At 68.0% G+C, this 22,283-nt stretch carries 23 protein-coding genes, 1 tRNA gene and 3 pseudogenes; 13 read left to right on the top strand and 14 right to left on the bottom strand.

What is annotated here, in order from left to right:
* Window positions 1-91 precede the first annotated feature (91 nt).
* Window positions 92-511: a DUF6578 domain-containing protein gene (locus tag ACRRSS_RS06960; RefSeq protein WP_435970339.1), complete on the bottom strand. Its 420-nt coding sequence runs from the start codon at window positions 509-511 to the stop codon at window positions 92-94.
* A gap of 118 nt (window positions 512-629) precedes the next feature.
* Here ACRRSS_RS06960 and ACRRSS_RS06955 point away from each other — a divergent pair, with 118 nt between their 5' ends.
* Window positions 630-1,163 carry an SMI1/KNR4 family protein gene (locus ACRRSS_RS06955; protein WP_435970338.1) on the top strand — a complete coding sequence of 178 codons (534 nt, stop codon included), beginning with the start codon at window positions 630-632 and terminating at the stop codon, window positions 1,161-1,163.
* Between the two features lie 15 nt (window positions 1,164-1,178).
* On the opposite strand, the gene ACRRSS_RS06950 is transcribed toward ACRRSS_RS06955, so the two are convergent.
* Both ACRRSS_RS06950 and ACRRSS_RS06945 read right to left on the bottom strand, forming a co-directional pair.
* Entirely contained in the window at window positions 1,179-1,694 is a 516-nt protein-coding gene (locus tag ACRRSS_RS06950; protein WP_435970337.1) for a hypothetical protein, read from the bottom strand.
* 34 nt (window positions 1,695-1,728) lie between these two features.
* Window positions 1,729-2,481 carry a GntR family transcriptional regulator gene (locus tag ACRRSS_RS06945; RefSeq protein ID WP_435970336.1) on the bottom strand — a complete coding sequence of 251 codons (753 nt, stop codon included), beginning with the start codon at window positions 2,479-2,481 and terminating at the stop codon, window positions 1,729-1,731.
* 75 nt (window positions 2,482-2,556) lie between these two features.
* On the opposite strand from ACRRSS_RS06945, the pseudogene ACRRSS_RS06940 reads away from it, so the two are divergent.
* From ACRRSS_RS06940 to ACRRSS_RS06910, 7 genes and pseudogenes are all read left to right on the top strand, one after another.
* Window positions 2,557-2,836: pseudogene (locus ACRRSS_RS06940) on the top strand (hypothetical protein).
* A 105-nt stretch (window positions 2,837-2,941) separates the two neighbouring features.
* Window positions 2,942-3,148 carry a hypothetical protein gene (locus ACRRSS_RS06935; protein ID WP_435970335.1) on the top strand — a complete coding sequence of 69 codons (207 nt, stop codon included), beginning with the start codon at window positions 2,942-2,944 and terminating at the stop codon, window positions 3,146-3,148.
* A 172-nt stretch (window positions 3,149-3,320) separates the two neighbouring features.
* Window positions 3,321-3,542 carry a hypothetical protein gene (locus tag ACRRSS_RS06930; protein WP_435970334.1) on the top strand — a complete coding sequence of 74 codons (222 nt, stop codon included), beginning with the start codon at window positions 3,321-3,323 and terminating at the stop codon, window positions 3,540-3,542.
* Window positions 3,542-4,105, top strand: a complete 564-nt coding sequence (locus ACRRSS_RS06925; protein ID WP_435970333.1) for a GntR family transcriptional regulator — start codon at window positions 3,542-3,544, stop codon at window positions 4,103-4,105. Before ACRRSS_RS06930 ends, ACRRSS_RS06925 begins: the two co-directional genes overlap by 1 nt.
* Before the next feature lie 116 nt (window positions 4,106-4,221).
* Window positions 4,222-4,503 (top strand): annotated as a pseudogene (locus tag ACRRSS_RS06920) (hypothetical protein); the annotation flags it as partial.
* Between the two features lie 465 nt (window positions 4,504-4,968).
* Entirely contained in the window at window positions 4,969-6,675 is a 1,707-nt protein-coding gene (locus tag ACRRSS_RS06915; RefSeq protein WP_435970332.1) for a DUF262 domain-containing protein, read from the top strand.
* Complete coding sequence (locus tag ACRRSS_RS06910; protein WP_435970331.1) at window positions 6,662-7,918, top strand: type II toxin-antitoxin system HipA family toxin; 1,257 nt, start codon at window positions 6,662-6,664, stop codon at window positions 7,916-7,918. Before ACRRSS_RS06915 ends, ACRRSS_RS06910 begins: the two co-directional genes overlap by 14 nt.
* Window positions 7,919-8,387: 469 nt before the next feature.
* On the opposite strand, the pseudogene ACRRSS_RS06905 reads toward ACRRSS_RS06910, so the two are convergent.
* Window positions 8,388-8,736 (bottom strand): annotated as a pseudogene (locus tag ACRRSS_RS06905) (NUDIX hydrolase).
* Between ACRRSS_RS06905 and ACRRSS_RS06900 the strand changes: the two are divergent.
* Window positions 8,735-8,872, top strand: a complete 138-nt coding sequence (locus tag ACRRSS_RS06900) for an integrase (protein WP_435970330.1) — start codon at window positions 8,735-8,737, stop codon at window positions 8,870-8,872. The pseudogene ACRRSS_RS06905 and the gene ACRRSS_RS06900 overlap by 2 nt on opposite strands.
* 100 nt (window positions 8,873-8,972) lie before the next feature.
* On the opposite strand, the gene ACRRSS_RS06895 is transcribed toward ACRRSS_RS06900, so the two are convergent.
* Window positions 8,973-9,047: transfer RNA gene (locus ACRRSS_RS06895), tRNA-Val, on the bottom strand.
* 168 nt (window positions 9,048-9,215) lie between these two features.
* Here ACRRSS_RS06895 and ACRRSS_RS06890 point away from each other — a divergent pair.
* The 3 genes from ACRRSS_RS06890 to ACRRSS_RS06880 all read left to right on the top strand — a co-directional run bounded on the left by ACRRSS_RS06890 (window position 9,216) and on the right by ACRRSS_RS06880 (window position 11,809).
* Window positions 9,216-9,992: a DUF4097 family beta strand repeat-containing protein gene (locus tag ACRRSS_RS06890; protein WP_435970329.1), complete on the top strand. Its 777-nt coding sequence runs from the start codon at window positions 9,216-9,218 to the stop codon at window positions 9,990-9,992.
* Between the two features lie 77 nt (window positions 9,993-10,069).
* The gene (locus ACRRSS_RS06885; RefSeq protein ID WP_435970328.1) at window positions 10,070-11,485 is read left to right on the top strand and encodes a hypothetical protein; all 1,416 of its coding nucleotides are present in this window, start codon (window positions 10,070-10,072) and stop codon (window positions 11,483-11,485) included.
* 105 nt (window positions 11,486-11,590) lie between these two features.
* Window positions 11,591-11,809 carry an FmdB family zinc ribbon protein gene (locus tag ACRRSS_RS06880; RefSeq protein ID WP_435970327.1) on the top strand — a complete coding sequence of 73 codons (219 nt, stop codon included), beginning with the start codon at window positions 11,591-11,593 and terminating at the stop codon, window positions 11,807-11,809.
* A gap of 11 nt (window positions 11,810-11,820) precedes the next feature.
* Here the strand turns inward: ACRRSS_RS06880 and ACRRSS_RS06875 are convergent, their stop codons facing one another.
* From ACRRSS_RS06875 to ACRRSS_RS06865, 3 genes are read right to left on the bottom strand one after another with little or no spacing between them, the layout of a single operon-like run.
* Window positions 11,821-12,645 (bottom strand): HAD family hydrolase, encoded by an 825-nt coding sequence (locus ACRRSS_RS06875; protein ID WP_435970326.1) that lies wholly within the window; start codon window positions 12,643-12,645, stop codon window positions 11,821-11,823.
* The gene (locus ACRRSS_RS06870) at window positions 12,642-15,092 is read right to left on the bottom strand and encodes a phosphoribosyltransferase (protein ID WP_435970325.1); all 2,451 of its coding nucleotides are present in this window, start codon (window positions 15,090-15,092) and stop codon (window positions 12,642-12,644) included. Before ACRRSS_RS06870 ends, ACRRSS_RS06875 begins: the two co-directional genes overlap by 4 nt.
* Before the next feature lie 18 nt (window positions 15,093-15,110).
* Complete coding sequence (locus ACRRSS_RS06865; RefSeq protein WP_435970324.1) at window positions 15,111-16,295, bottom strand: HpcH/HpaI aldolase/citrate lyase family protein; 1,185 nt, start codon at window positions 16,293-16,295, stop codon at window positions 15,111-15,113.
* 186 nt (window positions 16,296-16,481) lie between these two features.
* Here ACRRSS_RS06865 and ACRRSS_RS06860 point away from each other — a divergent pair, with 186 nt between their 5' ends.
* A complete protein-coding gene (locus ACRRSS_RS06860; protein ID WP_435970323.1) occupies window positions 16,482-17,390 on the top strand; it encodes a TerD family protein in 909 nt (302 codons plus the stop codon).
* Between the two features lie 279 nt (window positions 17,391-17,669).
* Here the strand turns inward: ACRRSS_RS06860 and ACRRSS_RS06855 are convergent, their stop codons facing one another.
* The 6 genes from ACRRSS_RS06855 to ACRRSS_RS06830 all read right to left on the bottom strand — a co-directional run bounded on the left by ACRRSS_RS06855 (window position 17,670) and on the right by ACRRSS_RS06830 (window position 22,106).
* A complete protein-coding gene (locus ACRRSS_RS06855) occupies window positions 17,670-18,407 on the bottom strand; it encodes a TerD family protein (RefSeq protein WP_435970322.1) in 738 nt (245 codons plus the stop codon).
* Window positions 18,408-18,522: 115 nt separating this feature from the next.
* Window positions 18,523-19,671 (bottom strand): DUF475 domain-containing protein, encoded by a 1,149-nt coding sequence (locus ACRRSS_RS06850; protein ID WP_435970321.1) that lies wholly within the window; start codon window positions 19,669-19,671, stop codon window positions 18,523-18,525.
* Window positions 19,672-19,700: 29 nt separating this feature from the next.
* Window positions 19,701-20,276 (bottom strand): TerD family protein, encoded by a 576-nt coding sequence (locus ACRRSS_RS06845; RefSeq protein ID WP_435970320.1) that lies wholly within the window; start codon window positions 20,274-20,276, stop codon window positions 19,701-19,703.
* Between the two features lie 81 nt (window positions 20,277-20,357).
* Window positions 20,358-20,933 (bottom strand): TerD family protein, encoded by a 576-nt coding sequence (locus tag ACRRSS_RS06840; protein ID WP_435970319.1) that lies wholly within the window; start codon window positions 20,931-20,933, stop codon window positions 20,358-20,360.
* A gap of 173 nt (window positions 20,934-21,106) precedes the next feature.
* On the bottom strand, window positions 21,107-21,565 hold the full coding sequence (locus ACRRSS_RS06835; protein WP_435970318.1) for a peroxiredoxin: 459 nt from the start codon (window positions 21,563-21,565) through the stop codon (window positions 21,107-21,109).
* Between the two features lie 118 nt (window positions 21,566-21,683).
* The gene (locus ACRRSS_RS06830; protein WP_189829444.1) at window positions 21,684-22,106 is read right to left on the bottom strand and encodes a DUF3052 domain-containing protein; all 423 of its coding nucleotides are present in this window, start codon (window positions 22,104-22,106) and stop codon (window positions 21,684-21,686) included.
* Window positions 22,107-22,283: the final 177 nt, after the last annotated feature.

Below are 22,283 nucleotides of genomic sequence, written 5' to 3'. Positions count from 1 at the left end.
TGCCACAAGCTGTGGACGCCGTGACAATCCTCCAGGGACCGTGGTTGACCGTTCGATCTGGCACGTATCTGGCACGCGTCCGCCGGCTCCCTCATCGACCGCGAGCAGCCGCACCTTCCGGCAGGTGGGTGACGCGTCGGGCGGTCACCAGGTAGCCCGCGAAGCTCACGTCCGGCCTGGCCTTCGCCCACCCGTCCGCCTCCTCGACCGGAACCATTACGGTCGTTCCCGGAACGGGGTAGTTCACCTTGTCCGTGGCGCCCGGGGGTATCCCGTAACGGCAGTGCACCTCGACGATCGACACCACCTCCACTGAGGTCGGTGCGTGCCCCTCCCCCAGGCCGTGGTGCTCCTCGCGGAAGTCGATCTCATCCGCACGTTCGCCACCAACAATGTCGGCGTGGTCCTCCGGATCGACCTCCAGCAGCGTCCACAAGACGACGTCCCCTGGCGCGAAGCTCTCTCCGCAGCACTGCATCTGCCAGTCATCGACCCAAATCGTCAACGTCATGCCGCTATTGTCCGCCGCCCGAGGGTGCTGCTACTGCAGCCTCCTACGAAAGCCACCGTGTACAGCCGGTGGTGCCAGAGGCCTCGGCGGCCTCCCGAGCGGTCACTAATCTGTTCGCATGACCCCGAACGAAGACCGCCAGTTTCCCGCTGCACTCGCCGCTGCCATGGCAGTCCGGCTCGACTGCATAGGCGAGGACGGCGTCGACTTCGAACCCTACGAATCCTTCCTGACTGCCGACGAGACCACGGATTGGCTCCGTGCATGGACGGGCAACAGCGACCTGACCGGCGATGACTTCCGCGTCTTCGGCCAGGACGGCACCGGCGGGAACGCAGCCTTCTGGCTCATCCGTCCAGGCCTGGACCTGGCAGAGCAGCCCGTTGTCTTCATGGGCTCCGAAGGAGAGACCGAAGTCGTCGCCCGCGACCTGGGCGCCTTCCTATGGCTGCTGGCTGACGGCTTCGGCCCGTGGGAAGCGGCCGCCTTCTACGAACCCGAGCCCGAGTGGGCTCCGCGGATCAACGAGGACCTAGCAGCCATCGCGGAACAGCACGCTCCCGGCCTGCGTGCATCGGCACCGGCGATCATCGCGGAGGCCACACAGGAGTTCCCCGACTTCGACGACATCATCATGAGGCTGTGCCGCTGAACCTCGTGGGAGATGTCAGTGCTCAAGGTCGTTCCGGCACCGCTCATGCCGGCAGCCGTCGTTTCGCTGGTGCAGCCGCCGAAGGTCCTGCAGAGCGGCGACGGGGAACGGGTGCCGCATCCACTGCTCCAGGTACCCGTCCTCACCGTGATCCCGCAGTACGGTCTCGGCCGCTTCCATCACCATGTGGCCCAGCACGCTACGGGGCTGGGTTGAGCTCCAGGAAAGAGTGCCGCCCGTCTCGTCAGGCGAGCCCCAGCTCGTCGCCCCGTCCGGGAACTCGAAGACGGTGATGGCCACATTCGCGCCCTGGCGCCGGAGCAGCCACCTCATCTCCATGGGTTCGAGGTCGAACGAGACGCGTTCGCCAGACGAGTTTCCGTAGAGCCCCGTCATGGCATACAGCAGGTCGGCGAGGGCGTCCGTGCAGTAGCCGACGTGGGCCTGATGCTCCGAAGCTCCATCGGCGATTCGGTACGTGGCGCCCCCTACGCCACTCAGTTCCCAGCTGAACTGGAGATCATCCGCCACTCTCCCCCTCCCGAGTTGATCGCAGCTCCCGTCATCAGCTGATGGGAATTTCGTAGACGATCTCGCACAGGGCGGCGGGGACGACGATGTCGGCGGTCTCGACGGGCCGCCCCTGTTCGCTGTAGTACGTCCGCCGGATGTGCGTGACGAGCGCGGCCTTCTGGATCCCAAGAAGCGACGCTTCCTCAGCGGTCGCCTGCCGCGGCTCGGGCTGCTCCACGGCGTGGCTGATGGTGACGCCGATCTGAGCCATCCGGTTCACGACGCCGGCCCCGGCGTGAGGCCCGCCCTCGGGAAGGACGATGAGCGTCCCGCCGGTGAGGTCGTACGGCTCCCAGCTCGTCGACAGCTGCACGGGCCGCCCGTCGGCGAGGAACTCGTACACGGTCCGGACGCACAACTCGCCCTCACCGATCCCGAGCCGCGCAGCGATCTCCGCTGGCACGGGTACCCTTGCATCGGTCCGGCTCTCCCAGCCGCCATTCCGTCCCACGGCCTTCATGTCCGCCCGGAACGGCGACCCGTCGGGCTGCTCGCGCGCCGCGGACCGCACCATCCGCACCCGCTGCCGGGGCGCGGCAACGTAGGTCCCGGACCCGGCCCGCCCCTCCAGCACGCCCTGGGAGATCAACAGCTCCTGGGCCCGGCGAACGACGTTCTCGCCGACCCCGTACTCCTGGCCGATCTGGGCCCGAGAGGGCAGCCGGTCTCCAGGGGTCCACTCGTGCTCCGCGATCCGCTGCCGCAGTTCGTCGGCGATGCGCAGGTAAGGCGGCTGCTCAGACATATGAATAATCTAGTCTAGCTCCAATCTAGTTAACTTGCTTTACCTAAAGTGATCGCCTGTGACGGAGGCTGCCCTGTGCCTGCTCCAGAGGTAAGCGCGGAGGCCTTGGCTGCCCGGTTGTCAGCCATCGGATTCACCACGCGGGTGGAAGAGCACCCCCCAGCACACGTCGATCGAAGCGGAGGTACCGGAGTCCCTCCCCGCGGAGACATGGCAGGAGGTTCTGGAAGTCGTGGCTGCGGCGGACCGATTCGGTCTCCTGGCCACCAGCCTGGGCGGCCGCACTCTATGGGCCGCCGTGAACAAAGCGGCCCCCGCGACGGGCGTTGTCCGGGGACCTGGCCATCAGCGTTAGGAGCTGACCAGCATGTTCAACCGTATCCGCCGCGCCATCGCGCGCACCAGGGAGCGGTACGCCCCAAGGGCCCGGCGCCGCGATGCCTTAACGCCATCGCGCCAGATGCTCATCCACCTCAACCCGTCCGACGAACTGACGCTGTTCCTCAGGCAGCTCGGAGACCGCACCAACTTCCTCCCGGGCGAAGAGACGGCCCTCGTCCGCCCGTACGTCCTGGCTGGCGAGCAGCGCACCCGCCACAGCTCGAAGCCGGTCCCGCCGGACCTCCTCGCCCACTCCTGCTTCGCGCCGGCGGAGGCACACGGATGACCCGCATCCCCCCGTCGGCAACCACGCCCTGCCGGTCCAGCGCCTGCCGGATTGGCACCCACCACGAGTGCGCGCGCTCCTCCCCGACGACGGCGCCGATCGGCATCCCGGTCGTCTACGAGGCGTGCGCCTGCTCCTGCCACTCCGCGACAACGTCACCGGAGGCGACCTCGTGAACGGCTTGCCCTCTGGCGGCGCGCTCGCCTCCCCGGTCGAGATCACCACGACCACCGTGCAGCGCGGCGACGTCGTCCAGATCGGCGGCCAACCGTGCCGAGTGGCTGACCTCCGCCAACTCCCCGGCGGCGCCAAGCGCCTCCTCTTCGAGTCGGGCGAACTCCTGACCATGCACACCCGTACACGCCTGATCGCCGTACGAGTGCTCAGAAGGTGATGACCGACCCCGTGCAATCCCTTCGCCACACCATCGCCGACGACCTCCGAACCCAGATCGCCACCGGTCACCTCAAGGCCGGCGAACGCCTTCCCTCGGAGCCCCGACTCGCCGCGGATTACAAGGTCAGCACCCCAACCCTGCGTAACGCCCTGACGCTCCTTCAGGCCGAGGGCCTGATCGAGAAGATCCACGGCAAGGGCAACTTCGTCCGTCGCTCTCTCCACAGACTCACGTACGCCGAAGGTCGCCTCACCCCGGACGCAGACCTCCATGTCATGATCCGCACCACCAACCTCCGAGCACGCGGCGACCTGATCCCCCTACTCAAGGTCCCCTCGCGCACCCCGCTGACGGAGTTCCTCTGCCTCACCCATCAGGGAGAGAGGCCTCATAGCCTGGCCCGCATCTACGTCCCACGCGACCTGGAGCCGACCGAACTGCCGTGGCCTCGCCCCGGACGGGCAGAGACCCAACAAGTGGTCACCGCGCGACTTCCCACCCCGGAAGAGGCCTCCACGCTCCGGCTCAGCCCGACGTTGGCCGTACTCGCAATCACGTGAGTGTCTTCCGACATGACGGGCCGCGTGATCGAGGTGGCTCGCCTGGTCCTCCCCGGTGATTGCACCGAAGCGCTCTTCACCACTCACTACACGATCGAAGAGAGGAAAACGGAAGGATGAAAGCCCACAGCGAACTCCGCCTCCTCCCTTGGTCGGGCCCGGATGGAAAGCCCTGCTACCTGAGCACTGACGACGACAGCAGCCGTATGTCCCGCCTGGCCGACACCACTGAAGCAATCCAACTCGGCTTAGCCGAAGAGCTCATGACACACGCGCTGATAGTGCTCAATGACGAGAAGACGGATGCGAAGGGCCTCCGAGACCTGTCTGCGGACCTGGTGGGAGCCCTGCGGGACGTCCTCCGCGTAGCGACAAGCCGCGGCCAACGCCTGTCAGCCTCGCCCCCCCTCTGCTCAGGACGACAACCCTTGGCCGCCGGCAGCAGCCTTCGGGTAACGGCACTACCCCAACCTGGAAGGAATGGCCCCGGGACTATCCCGGGGCCCACTTGCGTCGGTGAACCTCACTCAGGCAGTGGCCGTGCGCATCTCCGCTGCTCGCTAACCTTCTGTACGGAGGAACGGCCGTGTCCGTCCACCGGTGGGCCGAGCCCAATGACGGCGGAGAACGGTTCGGGCGAGTCACTGGCACCAGCACGCCAGCAGTTACTACGCGCTGGTGCTCCCCCCGCGCCACGCCCCCGCCCCACTCCGACACTTGGCGCGGCGTCGCCGCGGTTCCCTCGCCCGCATCACTTGCGACCCTCACACTTCACCAGGCCACTGCAGATACCTCTACAGTAAGGCCCCCAAACGACGCTGGACGGCTATCCTGGGCGGATCAGCACGCCGGTGAGGAGACACATGCGTTCCGGACTTGAAACCCAACCGAGCGCGACCACTTTCGACCTTGAGGAATTGGTCGAGAGGGCTTGGAGCGGTCACGTGAGAGTTCCTCATTTCCAGCGTGACTTTCGGTGGACCCGAGCCGACGTAGCGCGCCTATTCGACAGTATCGTTAAGGGGTACCCCGTCGGAAGCTTGCTTCTCTGGGTACGCCCAGCTCCCAGCGGTACCGTCCGTCTAGGCCAACTTGAGATCGATGCACCTCAATCGGATAACGCTCTTTGGGTCGTCGATGGGCAGCAACGCGTAACAAGCCTAGCAAACGCGCTTCACCCTGAGAGCGAACGCGACTCTCGTTTTTCCTTGGCCTACGATCTGCGAATTTCCCAGTTCACCCCTCAGCCTACACAAATTGATCCGTGGGTCGTCCCCTTGCCGGTTATTTTTGACCTGCAAGGTGTTCTTACGTGGTTCTCTAAGTATCCGGAGATTTCCAGCCACCTCCAGGAAGCCACGTCAGTAACGAAAAAGCTTCGGCAATTCAATATTCCTGCCTACCTCGTCAGGCAAGATGACGAGGCTGTTCTGCGAGACATCTTCGACCGTATGAATAACTACGGCAAGCGGCTGAGTCGAGCTGAGATCTTTTCGGCTCTCTTTGCCGGCCCGGAAGAGGGTGCCGATGAACGCCTAGACATTAGCCTAATTGCAGAACACATTAATGACTCCTTCGGATTCGGTGTCATCGATGATGATACTGTTTTGCGAGCCATTCTCGCTCGTCGCGGACCAGACCCGGCGCGTGAGATCCGAAGTGAATTTTCCGACGAGATTCGTCGCGGGCTAGTTGAATTTCCAGGGGAAGACAGAGACGCCGCATATCAGGCTGGCGAAGAGGCACTGCGGCGAGCGGTGAATTTTCTTCAGGGCATCGCCGGCGTCCCCCACTTTACTTTTCTCACCTACCGGTATCTTCTTGTTGTACTGTGCAGGTTTTTTGCTCATTTCCCTGAGCCGGATGATCGAAGCCTCCAGCTTCTACGACGGTGGTATTGGCGTACCACTCTGGCTGGGCCCGAGATCTTTAAGGGAAGCTTTACGAACGCTATGCGCGTACTCTGCTCACGCATCCGGAAGGGTGACTTGACAGGGTCTGTACAGCGCCTCCTTGAGCCCGTTGATCGGCTTGACCAGCCGATGCCAGATCTTAGGCGTTTCCGAACAAACGAGGCTGTTGGGAAAATGGCGCTCTGCGCGCTTTGGAGTCTCCAGCCTCGATCTCCGCGTTCGGGCCAGCCATATGAAAGGGCGCAGCTCACAGAAGTCCTTACAGACCGCCCGACGGCAGCGGATGCAGTTCGACACGTCGTTAGTCAGCGAGTCACCCCTCCGGAATATCGCCTCTGGGCCGCCAATCGAATCATTGTCCCTAATGATTTCGAATCTGTGGATGAGATTCTGGGCCGCCTTGCTCAGTATCCGCTCGACATGGAGGAGGGTAGGTGGCATGACGTTCTTGCTTCTCATGCCATAACCCCTGAAATGGCGCACTGGCTTGCTGCGGGTGAGGTTGTCCGATTCCTTCGCGGACGCCAGGAATCTCTTACCATTCTCTTCCGGGACTACTTGCAGGCGATGGCTGAATGGGGATTCGAGAATACGCCTCCCCTTAATGATCTGGTAATTCCCGACGATGAAGAGGAAGATGCTGATGAGCCTTCCTGAGTCTGCCTACGGGGTATGGCTGCACGGCAGAAGGGTGGGGACACTTCACCAGCGCGGAGATCATACTCGATTCCTTCTTGACAGTGCATACGTATCCGACGGCAGGAGGCCAGTATTGGGCCTTCGCTTCGAACAGAATCTTGAAGGGCGTTACGCGGCGGCTCTTCGACTCCCGCCATGGTTTTCAAATCTCTTGCCCGAGGGCCCACTGCGTGAATGGATCGCGGAAGACAAGGGTGTTTCGCTGGATCGCGAGATGGAATTGCTTTCACGGGTCGGGCACGATCTTCCTGGAGCAGTCGAGATCATCGCAGACGACGGAACGAATGATTATCCCGAATGGGGGCCAAGCGAATTTTCCGAAGAAGTCCCAGCAGGGATCCTTTTTTCTGACCCATCAAGTCGATGGAGATTCTCGCTAGCCGGAGTAGCCCTCAAGTTCTCCATGCTTGCTAGAGGGGATCGTCTCAGTCTCCCTGCATTCGGGGTGGGTGGTGACTGGATCGTAAAGTTGCCCGATCATCGCTACCCTAACGTTCCACACAATGAATACGTCATGATGGCCTTCGCCCACGCTCTCGGTTTGGACGTCCCCGAGGTTCGGATCGTCCATCGAGATGACCTCGGTGATATTCCGTCAAACATGTGGCCAAATGACGAAGAGTGGGCATACGCGGTTCGCAGGTTCGACCGGGATAAAGATAGACGGAAGATCCACATAGAAGACCTGGCACAAGTACGCGACTTTTACCCTGTAGCGAAGTATCAGGGTAACTACGAAACAATCGCCTCTTTGGTTTACCGAAGAAGGGATCTTGACTCCTTGCGTGAGTTCGCCAGGAGACTCGCCTTTTCGGTGATCATTTCGAATGGTGATGCACATTTGAAAAATTGGTCACTGATCTACAGGGACGGTCGAATCCCTACCTTGTCGCCTGCTTATGACCTGGTCGCGACATCGCCGTACAGGACCGACATGGATGGCCCGGAAGATTTGGGCCTAAAATTCTTCGGATCCAAGCGCTTTGAAACTGTTTCGCTCGCTACTTTCCAGAGGCTGGAAAGACGGCTGGATGCCGCTGGCGCAGACCTTGTAGAAGTAGTTTCCCAAGTCGGGGAGAAGGCTACTCTCCTTTGGCCTGACTTTGAGCATTTGCTTGACGTAAACCCTAAGCTTCGCGACCTAATCGGCGCAGGTGTTAGGAAAAATTCTGCGACGCTCCTTCGGCCAATCCAGCGCTGAACGACCCAGACAGGCCGGTGGAGCGGCTTTGGGCTGGAGCTGCTTTGGGGCGAGTGATCATGGCCCCGTAAGCTTTCGGCGCGTCGGGCAGGTTGTGGACCTGCCCGATAAAGCACGACGTTGGGGCCATGATCCTAGAGGCTCGCCCCAAATTGGCTGCCTAAAGCCGTGGAGCCGACCGCCCAGCCACAGAAAGGTTGACCACTCATCAACCCGAGCTGTCAGGCGTGCGGCCGGCGGTCGGGCTGGAGCGGGGCGGAGACAGGAGCGCAGGCCCGGGCGACGGACCGGCGAACGAGCCCTGGTGTTCGAAGTCCGTCATGGCCTCTGGGCCGTGGATCGGATGCGACTCGGTAGCCGTACAGCATTTCCTGGAGCTCCAGGAGTGAACCGCCGCGTACGAACATCCCGGGTCGCAAGCGGATCTGGTCCAGGAAGTCATAGACGTCGCGCCACTCGCTGACAGGCTTCAGGGTGGCCATCCGGACGTCCCCACGTCCAGGAGGCGGATCGCGTAGACCTCCGCCATGCGCTCCTCGACCTCCGCCGGCGTCAGCCAGTCGACCGCGGTGGACTCGTCTGAGGTTCGCTCGGCGCCGCCCGATGGCTTGCAGCGGAAGACCAGGGCGACGATGCCGCGGGTGGTGTTCTTGTAGACGCCCGTCAGCTCGTCCACCTCGACGTGGATGCCCGTCTCCTCCAGGACCTCGCGGGCGACGCCGGCTTCCGGGGCCGGCCTCGGTGAGTTCGAGGACTCCACCCGGGAACACCCTCGCCGCGACCGGCGGCGCCACGACGCGTGAGCTGATGCAGCGGATGGGACATTCATCGGTGCGGGCCGCGCTGATCTATCAGCACCTGGTGAACGGTCGTGACCACGCCATCGCCGCCCACGTCGACGAGCAGATCAGGAAGGTCCGGCCGGCCGAGCCCGGCGACGCATCTGGCACGTAACTGGCACGAAAGCTCTCCCCCGCCTTCCCGGCCGGGGAACGAATAAGGCCCAGGTTCCCGGTTCAGTACCGGTGACCTGGGCCTTTGTCGTGCTACCTGCTGGTGGGCGCGGACGGTTTCGAACCGCCGACATCTGCTTTGTAAGAGCAGCGCTCTACCCCTGAGCTACGCACCCGTGGAAGAGGCATCAGCCTACATGGCGCACGGGTGGGTGCCGCAAACGGATACCCCGGGTGGGGGGGTATCCCCACCCTCGGGACGGTGGGTCGCCGGATCGTGACGCCGGGTGGTGGGGTCGTACCGTCGGGGCACTGTCCGCGTTTCAGGTGGGGGTTCGAGGTCCATGGGTGCCGTACGTCGTCCGATTTCGGTGTTGCTCGCCTCCGGTGTCGCTGTGCTCGCCCTCTCCGGGTGCGGCAGCACCGATGTCGAGGGGGCGCCGGTGGAGCGGAAGGCGTTCGCCTTCGGCGGGGGCGCGCTCACCGTCGACTCGGACGACTCCGCGCTGGTGATCACCCCCGCCGACATCGACGAGGTACGCGTCGAGCGTCAGGTCGACGGGTGGGTGTTCATGGGGTCCGGTCCCGACCCCAGCTGGAAGCTGGTCGACGGGCGGCTCACCCTGCGGGTGGACTGCGGCGGCGTCGCGTCCGACTGCGACGCCGTCCACCGCATCCAGGTGCCCCGCGGTGTCGCCGTCTCCGTCGAGGACGACAACGGGGGCGTGACGGCCACGGGCTTCGACACGCCCCTCAAGGTGCGCTCCGACAACGGGGACGTGCGGGTGCGCGAGGCCCGTGGGCCGCTCGACCTCGGCAGTGACAACGGCGACCTCGTCGTCGAGGCCGGTGCCACCGCGCCCGAGGTGGTCGCCCGGGCCGACAACGGCGACGTGCGGATCGCCCTCGGCGCCGTACCCCGCCGCGTCGACGTCTTCACCGACAACGGCGACGTCACCGTCTCCCTCCCCACCGCCGAGTACGCGGTGACCGGGGCCAGCGAGAACGGCGACGTCCGGATCGACGTCCCCCTCCGCGACGGGAGCGGGCACACCGTGAGCGCCCGCAGCGACAACGGCGACGTCTCCGTTCTCACGTCGGGCAAGCTCCCGGCGAACTGACCGGGCCGTGTGTTCGTCCCTACCGGGTGGGAGAATGAACCGGACCGGGCACGGCGGACACAGCACGGGAGAGGTACGTGGCGGCGAGCGACGCGAGGGGGGCGAGCGACGTCCGGCGTCGTGACGCGCCGAACCGGGACACGAACCGATCCGGCGGAGCGTCGCGCCGGGCGCCGTCCGGCCTGCGGCTCGCCCTCGCCCTGCCCCTGCTCGTCGGGGTGCTGCTGCCGCACTCCTTCGCCGGCGGCGGCACCCGCCGCTGGTTCGGCGGGCGCGGCGAGAGCCAGCGGGCCGAGGCCCAGGCCGCCAAGGACGCCGCCGCGGCGGCCTTCTACGAACTCGACACCGCCCAGCGCGGACTGCGCATCTCCATCGAGACGATCACCGCCGTCGACAGCTCCCCCGAGACGCGCCGCGCCGTCGAGGGCTTCGAGGCCCTCGGGCGCCGGATCGACGAGGTCAGCCACGGCTACATCGCCGCCGTCGACGCCCACGACCTCGACCGTGACGAGCTCGACGCGGCGACCGCGAGCCGCGCCCGCGCCGAACTGACCCGCGCCAAGGACGAGCTGGACCGGGTGAAGGGCGAGCTCGACCGGTTCGAGGAGGGGCTCGGACCGCTGCTCGACCGCGCCGAGACCCAGCTCGCCCGCCTCGCCCCCGCCGTCGAGCGCGCCCGGCAGGCCCTGCGTGGCGCGAGCGGCGCCCTCGACGCCGTACGGGAGAGCGGGCTGCGCGCCGACGACCTCGCCGCGCGGCTCGCCGCTCTCGGGCCCGACCTCACCCGTCTCAACGAGGGCGCCGGCCGCCACGGCGTCCCCGAGACCCTCCAGCGCGCTGACCGGGTGCTGCGCGATGCCGAGGCCGTACGGGCCGAGGCCGAGCGGCTGCCCGAGCGGGCCGCCGAGATCGACCGGCGCCTGGTCTCCCTCCGTACCCGCACCGAGGCGCTCACCACCCGCGCCGGAGGCGTCGAACCGGTCCTCTCGGAGCTGCGCCGTCGCTTCACCGCGCCCTGCTGGCAGGACCTCCAGCACGTGCCGGAGCAGGCCGCCGAGACGCTCCGCCAGGCCGAGGACCGGCTCGCCGAGGCCGGGAGGGCGCGGGCCGAGCAGCGCTGGCCCGACGCGACGTCGATGCTCTCCACGGTCCGCGCGCTGCTCGACTCCACCGACGAGGCCGTCTCGGCCGCCGGGGACCGGCTGCACCGGCTGGACGCCGTCGCCAAGGACCCGAGGGCGGAGATCGACCGCACCCGGTTCGCCGTACGGGACGCCCAGCGGCTCGCGATGGACGGGCGGAACACCCCCGACCCGCGCCACGCCCGGCCCCTGGACGAGGCCGTCGCCCGGCTCGACCGCGCGGTCGCCGGCCTGGAGGGCCGCCACCCGGACTACTGGCACTTCCTGACCGAGCTGGAGGGCGTACGGGGCTCCGCCGCGCACGTCGTGGGGCAGATCCGGGAGGAGCGGGGAGGCGGCAGCGGGCACTGAGGCCGGCCCGGACGTCGACGGCCCGCGCGTCTCCGGACCGTCCGACTCGGGCCACGCGGCCCCGGGACCCTGCCCGTGGGTCCGCGCAGGCTCTAGCCTGTCCCCATGCCTCGTTACGAATTCCGCTGCCGTACCTGCGGCGACACCTTCGAGCTCAGCCGTCCCATGGCCGAGTCCTCCGATCCGGCCTCCTGCCCCGCCGGGCACGACGACACCGTGAAGCTGCTCTCGGCCGTGGCCGTCGGCGGCTCGTCCGCCTCCGCGCCCGCCCCCGCGCCGGGCGGCGGGGGCGGTGGCTGCTGCGGTGGGGGCGGCTGCGGCTAGCCCCCAGGGGGTCAGACGACGGCGGCCGCCGCGCGGAAGCGGCGCAGGATCTCCTCCCCCGCCGCGACCCCTCGCTCCGCGAGGACGTCGAGGTGGGGGGCGGTCCAGTCGCTCTCGGCCAGCTCGCCGTGGCCGGGGCGCCAGGCCTTGTCCGCGGCGAGCAGCAGGTCGGCGTCGAGCAGGGAGTCGCCGGCGGCCAGGGTGAGCGAGGCGCCGGTGCGGCGGGCGACCTCGCGGACGGCCGCGCTCTTGGTGAGCGGCTTCGGTACGGCGTACACCTTGCGGCCCTGGAGCGAGACCGTCCAGCCGCGCTCCCCCGCCCAGGCGCCGAACCGCGCCAGCCACTCCTCGGGGAGCCGTTCCCGCTCGACGACGAGGTAGGCGAACAGGTCCTCGGCGACGCGGTGCTTGCGCACCCAGGAGAGGTCCGTGGTGGCGGTGAGGAAGGCGCGGACCTCGGAGAGCGGCGCGCACTCGTCGGCGAGCCGGCGGACCACGGAGGCGTGCCAGTCGGGGTCGGACACGCCGTCGACGAGGATGTGTCCGCCGTTGGCGCAGATCGCGTACTCCGGTGCGGTGCCGGGGAGTTGGATGCGCTGGTACTGCTTGCGCGTCCGGGTCGTGGTGGGGACGAAGACGGTCTCGTCGGCCAGCCGCGCGAGGAGTCCGGCCGCGTCCTCGGTCATGTAGGAGAGCGGTCTGGACTCGTGGACCTCGACGCAGAGCAGCCGGGGCGCCTCGGCGTCGGGCATGCCGAGGGCGAGGGCGGCGGACGAGTAGATGAGGGTGCGGTCGAGGTCGCTCGCGACCAGCGTCGTGCCGGGAGTCGTACTCACTGGGACGCCACCGTCCTGCCGTCGGCGCCTGTCGCACCTCTCGTGTACTGAGGGTGGATCAGTCCCACGCAGCTGTACGGGAGTTCGTCGACCACCTCGACCGGGACACCGCGCTGTTCGGCGAGCAGCCGGACGTGGGCGAGGTCGGCGTCGGCGCCCCGCTTGGCGAGGATCTTCCAGGGGACGCGGCGGAGCAGGACACGGGTGGTCTCACCGACGCCCGGCTTGACCAGGTTGACGTCGTGGATGCCGTACTCCTCGCTGATCCGCTCCACGGCGGCCCAGCCCTCCCAGGTGGGGGTGCGGTCGGCGGCCAGGAGTTCCTTGACGTCGGTGTCGACGTCCTCGCCCACCTCGTCGAAGCGGGCGGCGACGGCGTCGAGGAAGTCGTTGGACACGTCGGCCCCGGCCAGTTCGCGGTAGAACTTGCCGCCGTGGAAGTCGTCCGGACCGACGAGGTCGGCGCGCAGGACCGTGCGGGATATCAGGCCGGAGACCGTCGAGTTGAGGCAGGCGGAGGGGATGAGGAAGTCCTCGCGGGTGCCGTAGGTGCGGACGCAGGAACCGGGGTCGGCGAGGACCGCGATCTCCGGGTCGAAGCCCGTGATGCCCTCGGTCGCCTCGAACTCCTTGACCGCTTCGGCGAGTTCGCGGGTGATGGCGCCCTTGCCGGTCCATCCGTCGACGAACACGACGTCGGCCGGGTCGTGGTGGGCGGCGAGCCAGCGCAGCGCGTTGGCGTCGATGCCCCGGCCGCGCACGATGGAGACGGCGTAGTGCGGCAGGTCGAGGCCGTGGCGGGCCTGCGCCCAGCGGCGCATGAGCACGCCGACGGGGGTGCCGGCCCGGGCGAGCGAGACGAGCACGGGGCGACGGCCGGGGCGCTCGGCGAGGACGGTCTCGGTGACCGTGCCGACCGCGCGGGCGATCCGGGCGGCGGAGGCCTCCAGGGCGGTGCGGAAGAGCTCCTGGTAGCGGTCGCTGGGCTGGTACTCGACGGGGAGCGACTCGGCGTAGTGCGCGCCGCCGCTCTGGATGGCTTCCTCGCGTTCCTCGGTGGGCGCCTCGAGCTCGACGTCCGAGAGGTCCTGGAGCAGCCAGCCGACCTCTTCGGGTGCGTACGAGGAGAAGGCGGGGCCGCGGAGGGGCTCGGGCAGCATGGAGCTCCTTTCGGGAGCTTCGGTGACCTGGGGCGGGTACGGGGAGGCCGTGGGCGGCGCGTACGAGGGGACGACGGCGAGCACGACGCGCGGGATGTGCGCGGCGAGCTGGGCGAGCAGGCCGTCCGGGGCGTGCAGGGCCGGGGTGTCGGCGGTGGAGTCGACGACGAGGACGACGGCGTCGAAGCCGGCGCCGGCCACGTTGTAGGCGTAGCGCTCGCCGGGGCCGTCGGCGGGGTCGTCGTGGGCGGGGAAGACGAGCCGGGTGCGTATCGCGTAGCCCGGGTCGTCGACGGCGAGGACGGGCGAACGGGTGGTGGTGGAGTACCGGATCTCGTGTCCGGCGTCCTCCAGGGCGGTGCCGAGACGCAGCGGCGCGTACATCAGCTCCTCGAAGCCGAGGACGAGGGGGCGCCGGGCGCCGTCGAGCGCCTGCCCGACGCGGTCGGCCAGGGCGGGCAGGGCCGCCTCAAGGCGTTCCCGGTGTTCGGGGGTGAAGCCGTGGCGCCCGCCGTCGGGCACCCCGTCCGGCCAGTCGAGCGCGACCCGTACGGGGGTGGCGCCGGGCGCGGGGGCGGGCTGGTACGCCGCCTCGTGCGCCGCCACCAGCGCCTGGCCCTTCTCCAGGACCCCCTCCGGGAGGCGTACGGTGCCGGCGGCGCCGGATATCAGGTCGACGCGGGCGCCTATCTCCGCCGCGAAGGCGTCCAGGCGGCCGAGGTCGGCGGGCGAGCGCATGTCGACGAGGGCGACGACGACGTACCGGTCGCGCGGGTAGCGCTCGTGGAGGGCCCGCACCGTGTTGAGGACGGTGTTGCCGGTGGAGAACTCGTCGTCGACGAGGACCAGCGGTCCGTCGCCCGCGAGCAGCTTCGGGTCCTCGGGCAGCAGCAGGTGCGAGGTGGCGTGCGAGTGCGACTCCTCGAAGCCGCCCGCGCCGGCGATTCCGTCCACCGGTCGCCGGGTGGAGTGGAGGTAGGGGGCGAGGCCGAGGCCGTCGGCGACGGCGTGGCCCAGGGCGGTGGCGGTCTCGGCGTATCCGAGGACGACGGAGCGCGAGGCCTCCTCGTCACCGAGGAGGGCGCGGACGCGCCGGCCGAGGTCGAGGCCGGAGCCGTAGACCACGGAGGGCCGCTGCGGCACGTGCTTGCCGAGCACGCTGGAGACCAGCAGGTGCGCGCGTTTGGGGTTGCGACGCAGTGCGAGGCCCAACAGGGCCGGTAGCGACTCGTCGCCGATCAGTTCGACGCCCAGTCGCTCCGCGACCCACGTTCCGGTCCACACCACGTCGTCGACGTCCTTTCGTCAGCCGGCCAGTCCGGCGGTGAGCAGATCCACGAAGCCGACGTCCGCCTTGGCGACGCCGAAGACCTCGGCGCGCTGGAGGGTTCGCTCGGCCCACGCGCGATGCGGCTTCACTTCGTTCATTTTGTTCGTATACGCGGAGCGGAGCACCCCGCCGCCGTCCTGTTCGGGCCGCAGGATGTCCTGGGCGTCGCTCCACTCCTCGTGGCTGACCACGGAGAGTGCGTGCACCGGCACCACATGGGTGGGGTGGATGCAGGTCTTGCCGAGCAGTCCGTTGGCCCGGTCGAGTTCGATCTCGCGCAGGAGGCCGTCGAGGTCGTGCTCGATGAGGGCCGTGCGCAGGTCCTCGGCGCTGCCTTCGAGGAAGGGGCTGCGGCGCAGCTGCGGCTTGAACATGCGCTCGCCGGGTCGGAAGTACTCCCAGACGGGGCCGGTGACGGTGAAGCCGGTGCCGTCGGAGCGGCCGAGGACGTTGACGACGTCGGCGATGACGTTGGCGACGATCTTGACGTCGTACGCGGTCATGTCGGGCGAGCGGCGCAGGCCGTAGGCGGAGCAGAAGTCGGTGACGCCGAGGCGCAGGGCGAGCACGCGGTCGCGGTGCTTGTCGGTGATCGCGGCGATCCCGGCGAGGGTCTCGGCCCGGGTCTCCAGATGGAGGAGTTCGGGGGATTCCAGGACGGGCATGGCGAAGAGTCGCCGGCCGCTGGTCCGCTCGGCCTGGGCGAGCGCTTCGAGGAAGGCGTGGCCGCGGCTCTCGGTGAATTTGGGGAGTACGAATCCGGACAGCAGGCGGACGGTCTCTCCGAGCCGGTCGACCAGCTCGGTGATCTGGCGCGGTTCGCGGACCCGGATGAAGAGCAGGGGTACGTCCGTGGCGGTGTCGGCGTCCGTCACGGTCCCGGCGGCGAGGTCGGCGAACTGGCGCACGAGATTGTTCTCGCCCGCCGCGACGTCGGCGTCGTTGATGGAGTCCTCCAGGCAGAGCACCATGGAGACCACTCCACGGGCGGCCTGCTTGCGCACGTCGTCGGCGAGCCGCGGCCGGGTGGCCGGACTGTAGAGCGTGGCACCCAGGGCCACGGCGAGCGTGCGGGCGGGCGAGTCCGCCGTGAACACGGCCGGTTCCCGGTGGAAGAGACCGGCCCGTGCCGTGGACGGGATGTGCCCGAAATGACGCATATAAGTCCCCTGTCTACCTCTCTGACCTCTGACGACATGTGGCCGGTAATAGTACGTAGGTGCGGGTGTCCACAGTTCCCTACACGCGTGAAATCCAGGTAACTCGTCGGCATCCGTCGTCTCGGCCCGGTATCGGTGGTGCCCCCGCGTTGTCCGCGGGTCCACCGGGAGGGCAGGATTGCGGTCATGACGCACGCGATGCTGAAGGGCTCCAACGTCCCTCTCGACACCGCGGCCGTACGGGCCGTGCTCCGCTGGACCCCGGGCCCCGGGGTCCCCGACGTGGATGCCTCGGCCCTGCTGCTCGGGGTCTCCGGCCGCGTGCGGTCCGACGAGGACTTCGTCTTCTACAACCAGCCGCGCCACCCCTCGGGCCTGGTGCGGCGGCTGCCGAAGAAGCGGGACTCCGGGGGACTCACGGACACCGTGGAGGCCGACCTCGGCGGTCTTGACGTCTCCGTCGACCGCGTGGTGATCGCGGCCTCCTCCGACGGCGGCACCTTCCGGTCCGTCTCCGACCTGCGGATCCTGGTCTACGACGCCACGGGCGGGGCCGACCGCGAGCCGCTGGCCCTGTTCTCCGTCACGGCGGAGACGGGCGAGGAGACGGCGGTGATCTGCGGCGAGCTGTACCGGCGCGGGGACACCTGGAAGTTCCGCGCCGTGGGCCAGGGCTACCTGACCGGTCTGATCGGCCTCGCCACCGATTTCGGCATCTCCGTCGACGAGGACGCGCAGGACATCCAGGACGCGGCGGCCGCGCAGGACCCGCAGGGGGGCCAGGAGGGCTTCCGGGAGGCCCCGGGCTCCCAGGGCGCCCCGGACTCCCCCGGCGCGGCCCAGGACGGCACGGGGGCCGCCTCCGGCTCCCCGGACCCCGACCTGACGGTCGCCCACGCGCCCGTACCCCCGCAGCCGACGATGCCGCCGCCCATGCCCGACCGGGCGCCCGCGTACGGCTACCCGCAGCCGCAGCAGCCGGTGAACGCCCCGGCTCCCGCGTACGGCTACCCGCAGCCGATGACGGGCCCCGAGCAGAACCCGGCGCCGGACTTCCGGATGCCCCCCATGGGCCCCCAGTTCGTCAGGTCCTGAGTCCGGTCCGGGGTCCGGTCCGGGGCTCGGTCCGGGGTCCGGTTCGGGATCCGGTTCGGGATCCGGTTCGGGATCCGGTTCGGGATCCGGTTCGGGATCCGGTCCGGGATCCGGTCCGGGATCCGGTCCGGGATCCGGTCCGGGATCCGGTTCGGGATCCGGTTCGGGATTCGGATTGGGATCCGACGCCGAGTGCGGCCCGGGGTTCGGCGCCGAGGCCGGTTCCGGGCTCGGCTCGGAGGCCGGACCTGAGTCCGGCTCCGGGCAGGCGGGCAACGGCTACGCCTTGGTCTTGTAGCCGCGCCCCCACTGCAGGCCCCAGCCGTACAGCCGGTCCAGTTCGGCCTGGAAGCCGTAGACGAAGCGCACCTCGCGGCGGACCGTGAGGTCGCCCTTCACGTTCTCCACGGAGAAGACCGCGCACGAGCGGGCCTGCGGGGCGCGCTCGTCGAGATCGATCTCGATCCGCGGGCCGTTGCTCGGGTAGAGCGTGATCTTCGCGTGCGTACGGTCGAAGGCCGGCGTCTGGTCGTAGATGTACACGAAGAACAGCAGGCGCTTGATCTCGTCCTTGTGGTCCAGATTGACGAAGATCGTCTCCCCGGAGGAGCCGCCGAAGCGGTCGTCGCCGCTGAGCTTCACGTACGGGGCGTCGTTCAGGTCGCCGAGGAAGCCGCCGAGGGGCTGCACCACGCCCTTGCTGCCGTCGGCCAGCTCGTACAGGCAGCCCAGGTCCAGGTCGACGTTGACCATGCCCTGGGTGTGCGCCTGGACCACCTCCGGCTTGAAGAGCTGGGAGGGGTTGCGGAGCAGCCGCCCGCTCTGGCGCGAACGCCCTTCGAGGTCGGAGGTCCGCATGCGCCAGGAGAGGTTCACCCGGAGGTTGCCGGTGGCCGCTCCCTGCTTGGTGAGCGAGACGGTCGGGCGCCGTTTCGTCAGATCGATCGTGTTCGACGCGGCGCTGCCCGAGTCGAACTCCGCCGCCCTCCCCGGAAACAGGTTGTCCCAGAAGGCCATGGCGCCTTCACCCCCCACTGATCGCCAACCGCTGATCGCCGACACCGCACATGCCCGCGGGGCGGCCGGGTGCACCGGCCGCCCCGCAGTGAAGCGTTCCTCGTTACCGGGGGTGTCACACCCCGGAGGACACCTCGGTCTTGTCCCCCGCGGAACCCGAGCCGCCCTCGGCCTCCGCGAGCCGCTTGTTGCGGCGGACGGAGGACCAGAAGGACCAGCCGATCAGGGCCACACCGATGGAACCGGTGATGATCTCGGGGATCTCGTACTGGATGCTGACCATGAGGATCAGGGACAGCGCGCCGATCGCGTAGTGCGCGCCGTGCTCCAGGTAGACGTAGTCGTCGAGGGTGCCCTCACGGACCAGGTAGACCGTCAGCGAACGGACGTACATGGCGCCGACGCCGAGGCCGAGCGCCATCAGGACGATGTCGTTGGTGATGGCGAAGGCGCCGATGACACCGTCGAAGGAGAAGGAGGCGTCGAGGACCTCCAGGTAGAGGAACATGAAGAAGGCGGCCTTGCCGGCCAGCTGGACGGCGGAGACCTTCTTGCCGCTGCGCCGAGCGGCTTCCTCGGCCTCGTGCTCGCGCTCCTCCTCCTCTTCCAGCTTGTTCTCGAAGTAGCCGGAGAGACCGCCGACGATGAGGTACGTGATGAGGCCGGCGATACCGGAGATGAGGACGGTCTGCGCCTTGTCGACGTGCGTTCCGCCGTGCTGGTGGGCGTGGGTCGCGAAGGTCATGGCGCTGATCATCAGGACGATCAGGGCGATGCAGACCGACAGCATGTCGACCTTGCCGAGCTTGGCGAGCGGGCGCTCCAGCCAGCCGAGCCACTTGATGTCACGGTCCTCGAAAATGAAGTCGAGGAAGATCATCAGAAGGAACATTCCGCCGAACGCGGCGATCGACGGGTGCGCGTCCGTCACCAGCTCCTGGTAGCGGTCGGCGTCGTTGAGCGCGAGATCGACCGCCTCGATCGGGCCGATCTTGGCACTGACGGCCACGATCACGACAGGGAAGACCAGCCGCATTCCGAAGACCGCGATCAGGATGCCGATGGTGAGGAAGATCTTCTGCCAGAAGGCATTCATCTTCTTCAGGATCCCGGCGTTGACCACCGCGTTGTCGAAGGAGAGCGAGATCTCGAGGACGCAGAGGATGGCGACGATCCCGAACGCCTCCCACCCCCCGTAGAGGACGGCTGCGACCAGACCGAGCGCAGTGATCGCGAACGACCAGCCGAAGGTTTTCAGAACCACTGTCTACCCCATCGTGAAATTACATGGCTTTACGAAACGTTGACCCCGAAGTCTAGAGCGATGCCCCGCAGCCCCGACGCGTACCCCTGACCGACCGCACGGAACTTCCATTCGCCGTTGTAGCGGTAGAGCTCGCCGAAGATCATCGCGGTCTCCGTGGAGGCGTCCTCGGAGAGGTCGTAGCGGGCGAGTTCCTGACCGTCCGTCTGGTTCACGACGCGGATGAAGGCGTTGCTGACCTGACCGAAGCTCTGCCCGCGGTTGTCGGCGTCGTGGATCGACACCGGGAAGACGATCTTGTCGCAGTGGGCCGGCACCTTGGAGAGGTCCACGATGAGGGACTCGTCGTCCCCGTCACCCTCACCGGTGAGGTTGTCACCGGTGTGCTCGACGGAGCCCTCGGGACTGCGCAGCTGGTTGTAGAAGACGAAGTACTCGTCCCCCAGGACCCGTCCGGCCTGGCACAGCAGCGCGCTGGCGTCGAGGTCGAAGGGGGCCCCGGTGGTGGAGCGCGCGTCCCAGCCGAGCCCGACGAGGACCTTGGTGAGGTTGGGTGCGGCCTTGGAGAGGGAGACATTGCCTCCCTTGGCGAGCGTGACGCCCATGATTCGGTTCCTCCCCGGTGGCGATGAGGCACGTCCGGCGCCGCACGGGTGTGCGGCGCCGGACGGTTCGAACGGTTCGGCTCAGACGTTGACGCCGAAGTCCTGCGCGATGCCGCGCAGGCCCGAGGCGTAGCCCTGGCCGACGGCGCGGAACTTCCACTCGGCGCCGTTGCGGTACAGCTCGCCGAAGACCATGGCGGTCTCGGTCGAGGCGTCCTCGGACAGGTCGTAGCGGGCGATCTCGGCGCCGCCGGTCTGGTTCACGACGCGGATGAACGCGTTGCGCACCTGGCCGAAGGACTGCTGGCGGTTCTCGGCGTCGTAGATCGAGACAGGGAAGACGATCTTGGCCACGTCGGCCGGCACGGTGGCCAGGCTGACCTTGACCTGCTCGTCGTCGCCCTCGCCCTCGCCGGTGGTGTTGTCACCGGTGTGCTCGACGGAGCCGTCGCCGCTCTTCAGGTTGTTGAAGAAGACGAAGTCGCTCTCGTTACGGACCTTGCCCTCCTCGGTCACCAGGATGGCGCTGGCGTCGAGGTCGAAGTCCGTACCGGTGGTGGTCCGGACGTCCCAGCCCAGACCGACGGTCACGGCGGTGAGGCCAGGGGCCTCCTTGGTCAGCGAGACGTTGCCGCCCTTGCTGAGGCTGACTCCCACGAGTCCCTCCATAGGTTTTCAGGGGCAGCGCCCCCGGTCGTGCGTTGGCATCGGATCAACGACTGGATCCTAGTGACGGGTTCCCGGTCGAAACAGTCGATTCGCCCGATGAATCCGAGGGTGTCGACTCCCGGGAGGGTCCGGGGCGGCTCCCGGAGCGTCCCCGGCGGGGCTCAGAGGGCGTCCAGGGCCTTGACGTACTCGCCCAGGTCACGGGCGTCCGGCAGGGCGTTGACGACGGTCCAGCGGACGACACCGTGCTTGTCGACGATGAAGGTGCCGCGCACGGCGCAGCCCTTCTCCTCGTCGAAGACCCCGTACGCGCGGGAGGCCTCGCCGTGCTTCCAGAAGTCGGAGAGCAGCGGGAACTCCAGGGACTCCTGCTCGGCGAAGACGCGCAGGGTGTGGATGGAGTCGTTGGAGACGGCGAGGAGCTGGGTGTCGTCGTTGACGAAGGCCGGGAGGTTGTCGCGCAGCTCGCCGAGCTCGCCGGCGCAGACGCCGGTGAAGGCGAAGGGGTAGAAGAGCAGCACCACGTTCTTCTCGCCGCGGAAGTCGGAGAGCCGTACGGTGCGCCCGTGGTTGTCCTTGAGCTCGAAATCCGGGGCCTTGGTGCCGACCTCGATCGCCATCGCGTACGCATCCCTTTCGCGGGGCCCTGACCTTGGGCCGAAACGGTGACCCCACCCTACGGCCTGCGCCGAGAAGCCCCCGCCGGCGAACCGGCGGGGGCTTCTCGCAGCGTGGTGATCAGCGCTTGGGGGCGGTCAGGCGGGTGCCCGTCCAGTCCTTGGCGACGCTGATGCTCTTGGTCTGGGAGAGACCAGCTGTCTGCGCGGCATCGTTGATGTCGGACGGCTCGATGTAACCGTCGCGGCCGGTCTTCGGCGTCAGCAGCCAGATGGTGCCGCCGTCCTCCAGAAGACCGATGGCGTCCACCAGGGCGTCGGTGAGATCGCCGTCCTCGTCGCGGAACCAGAGGACCACGGCGTCTGCGACGTCGTCGTACTCCTCGTCCACGAGCTCGGCCCCGATGATGGACTCGATGCCTTCACGGAGATCCTGGTCGACGTCGTCGTCGTAGCCGATCTCCTGGACCACCTGTCCGGGCTCGAACCCCAGCCTTCCGGCCGGGTTGGTCCGCTCCTCCGCGTGGTCCGCGGTCGCGCTCACGGCTTGCCTCCTGCTCATTCGGTAAATGCTTTGGGCCGCGCGTATGCGCGCGGCGCTGGCCGTAGTCCACACGTGCCGGGGTGGATCGCGCAAGTGCCCGGCCGTGGAGACCGCCGAAACGGTGACGTTTGGGGCCGTCTCGCCGCAACTTTCGGCACCGTAGGCTCCCTCTCCGTG

The organism is Streptomyces sp. Qhu_M48 (genome assembly GCF_051305195.1).
Lineage (GTDB): Bacteria > Actinomycetota > Actinomycetes > Streptomycetales > Streptomycetaceae > Streptomyces.
The sequence above is the reverse complement of the archived record's forward strand: the minus strand, read 5'-3'. Positions and strand labels throughout refer to the sequence as shown.

Coding starts and splice junctions, on each gene's coding strand:
- ACRRSS_RS06935 (WP_435970335.1), top strand. CDS start 2,942: ATGCTCATCCACCTCAACCCGTCCGACGAACTGACGCTGTTCCTCAGG.
- ACRRSS_RS06835 (WP_435970318.1), bottom strand. CDS start 21,565: ATGGCGATCGAGGTCGGCACCAAGGCCCCGGATTTCGAGCTCAAGGAC.
- ACRRSS_RS06855 (WP_435970322.1), bottom strand. CDS start 18,407: ATGGCCTTCTGGGACAACCTGTTTCCGGGGAGGGCGGCGGAGTTCGAC.
- ACRRSS_RS06890 (WP_435970329.1), top strand. CDS start 9,216: ATGGGTGCCGTACGTCGTCCGATTTCGGTGTTGCTCGCCTCCGGTGTC.
- ACRRSS_RS06845 (WP_435970320.1), bottom strand. CDS start 20,276: ATGGGCGTCACGCTCGCCAAGGGAGGCAATGTCTCCCTCTCCAAGGCC.
- ACRRSS_RS06860 (WP_435970323.1), top strand. CDS start 16,482: ATGACGCACGCGATGCTGAAGGGCTCCAACGTCCCTCTCGACACCGCG.
- ACRRSS_RS06955 (WP_435970338.1), top strand. CDS start 630: ATGACCCCGAACGAAGACCGCCAGTTTCCCGCTGCACTCGCCGCTGCC.
- ACRRSS_RS06925 (WP_435970333.1), top strand. CDS start 3,542: ATGACCGACCCCGTGCAATCCCTTCGCCACACCATCGCCGACGACCTC.
- ACRRSS_RS06960 (WP_435970339.1), bottom strand. CDS start 511: ATGACGTTGACGATTTGGGTCGATGACTGGCAGATGCAGTGCTGCGGA.
- ACRRSS_RS06910 (WP_435970331.1), top strand. CDS start 6,662: ATGAGCCTTCCTGAGTCTGCCTACGGGGTATGGCTGCACGGCAGAAGG.
- ACRRSS_RS06865 (WP_435970324.1), bottom strand. CDS start 16,295: ATGCGTCATTTCGGGCACATCCCGTCCACGGCACGGGCCGGTCTCTTC.
- ACRRSS_RS06945 (WP_435970336.1), bottom strand. CDS start 2,481: ATGTCTGAGCAGCCGCCTTACCTGCGCATCGCCGACGAACTGCGGCAG.
- ACRRSS_RS06915 (WP_435970332.1), top strand. CDS start 4,969: ATGCGTTCCGGACTTGAAACCCAACCGAGCGCGACCACTTTCGACCTT.
- ACRRSS_RS06880 (WP_435970327.1), top strand. CDS start 11,591: ATGCCTCGTTACGAATTCCGCTGCCGTACCTGCGGCGACACCTTCGAG.
- ACRRSS_RS06900 (WP_435970330.1), top strand. CDS start 8,735: ATGGGACATTCATCGGTGCGGGCCGCGCTGATCTATCAGCACCTGGTG.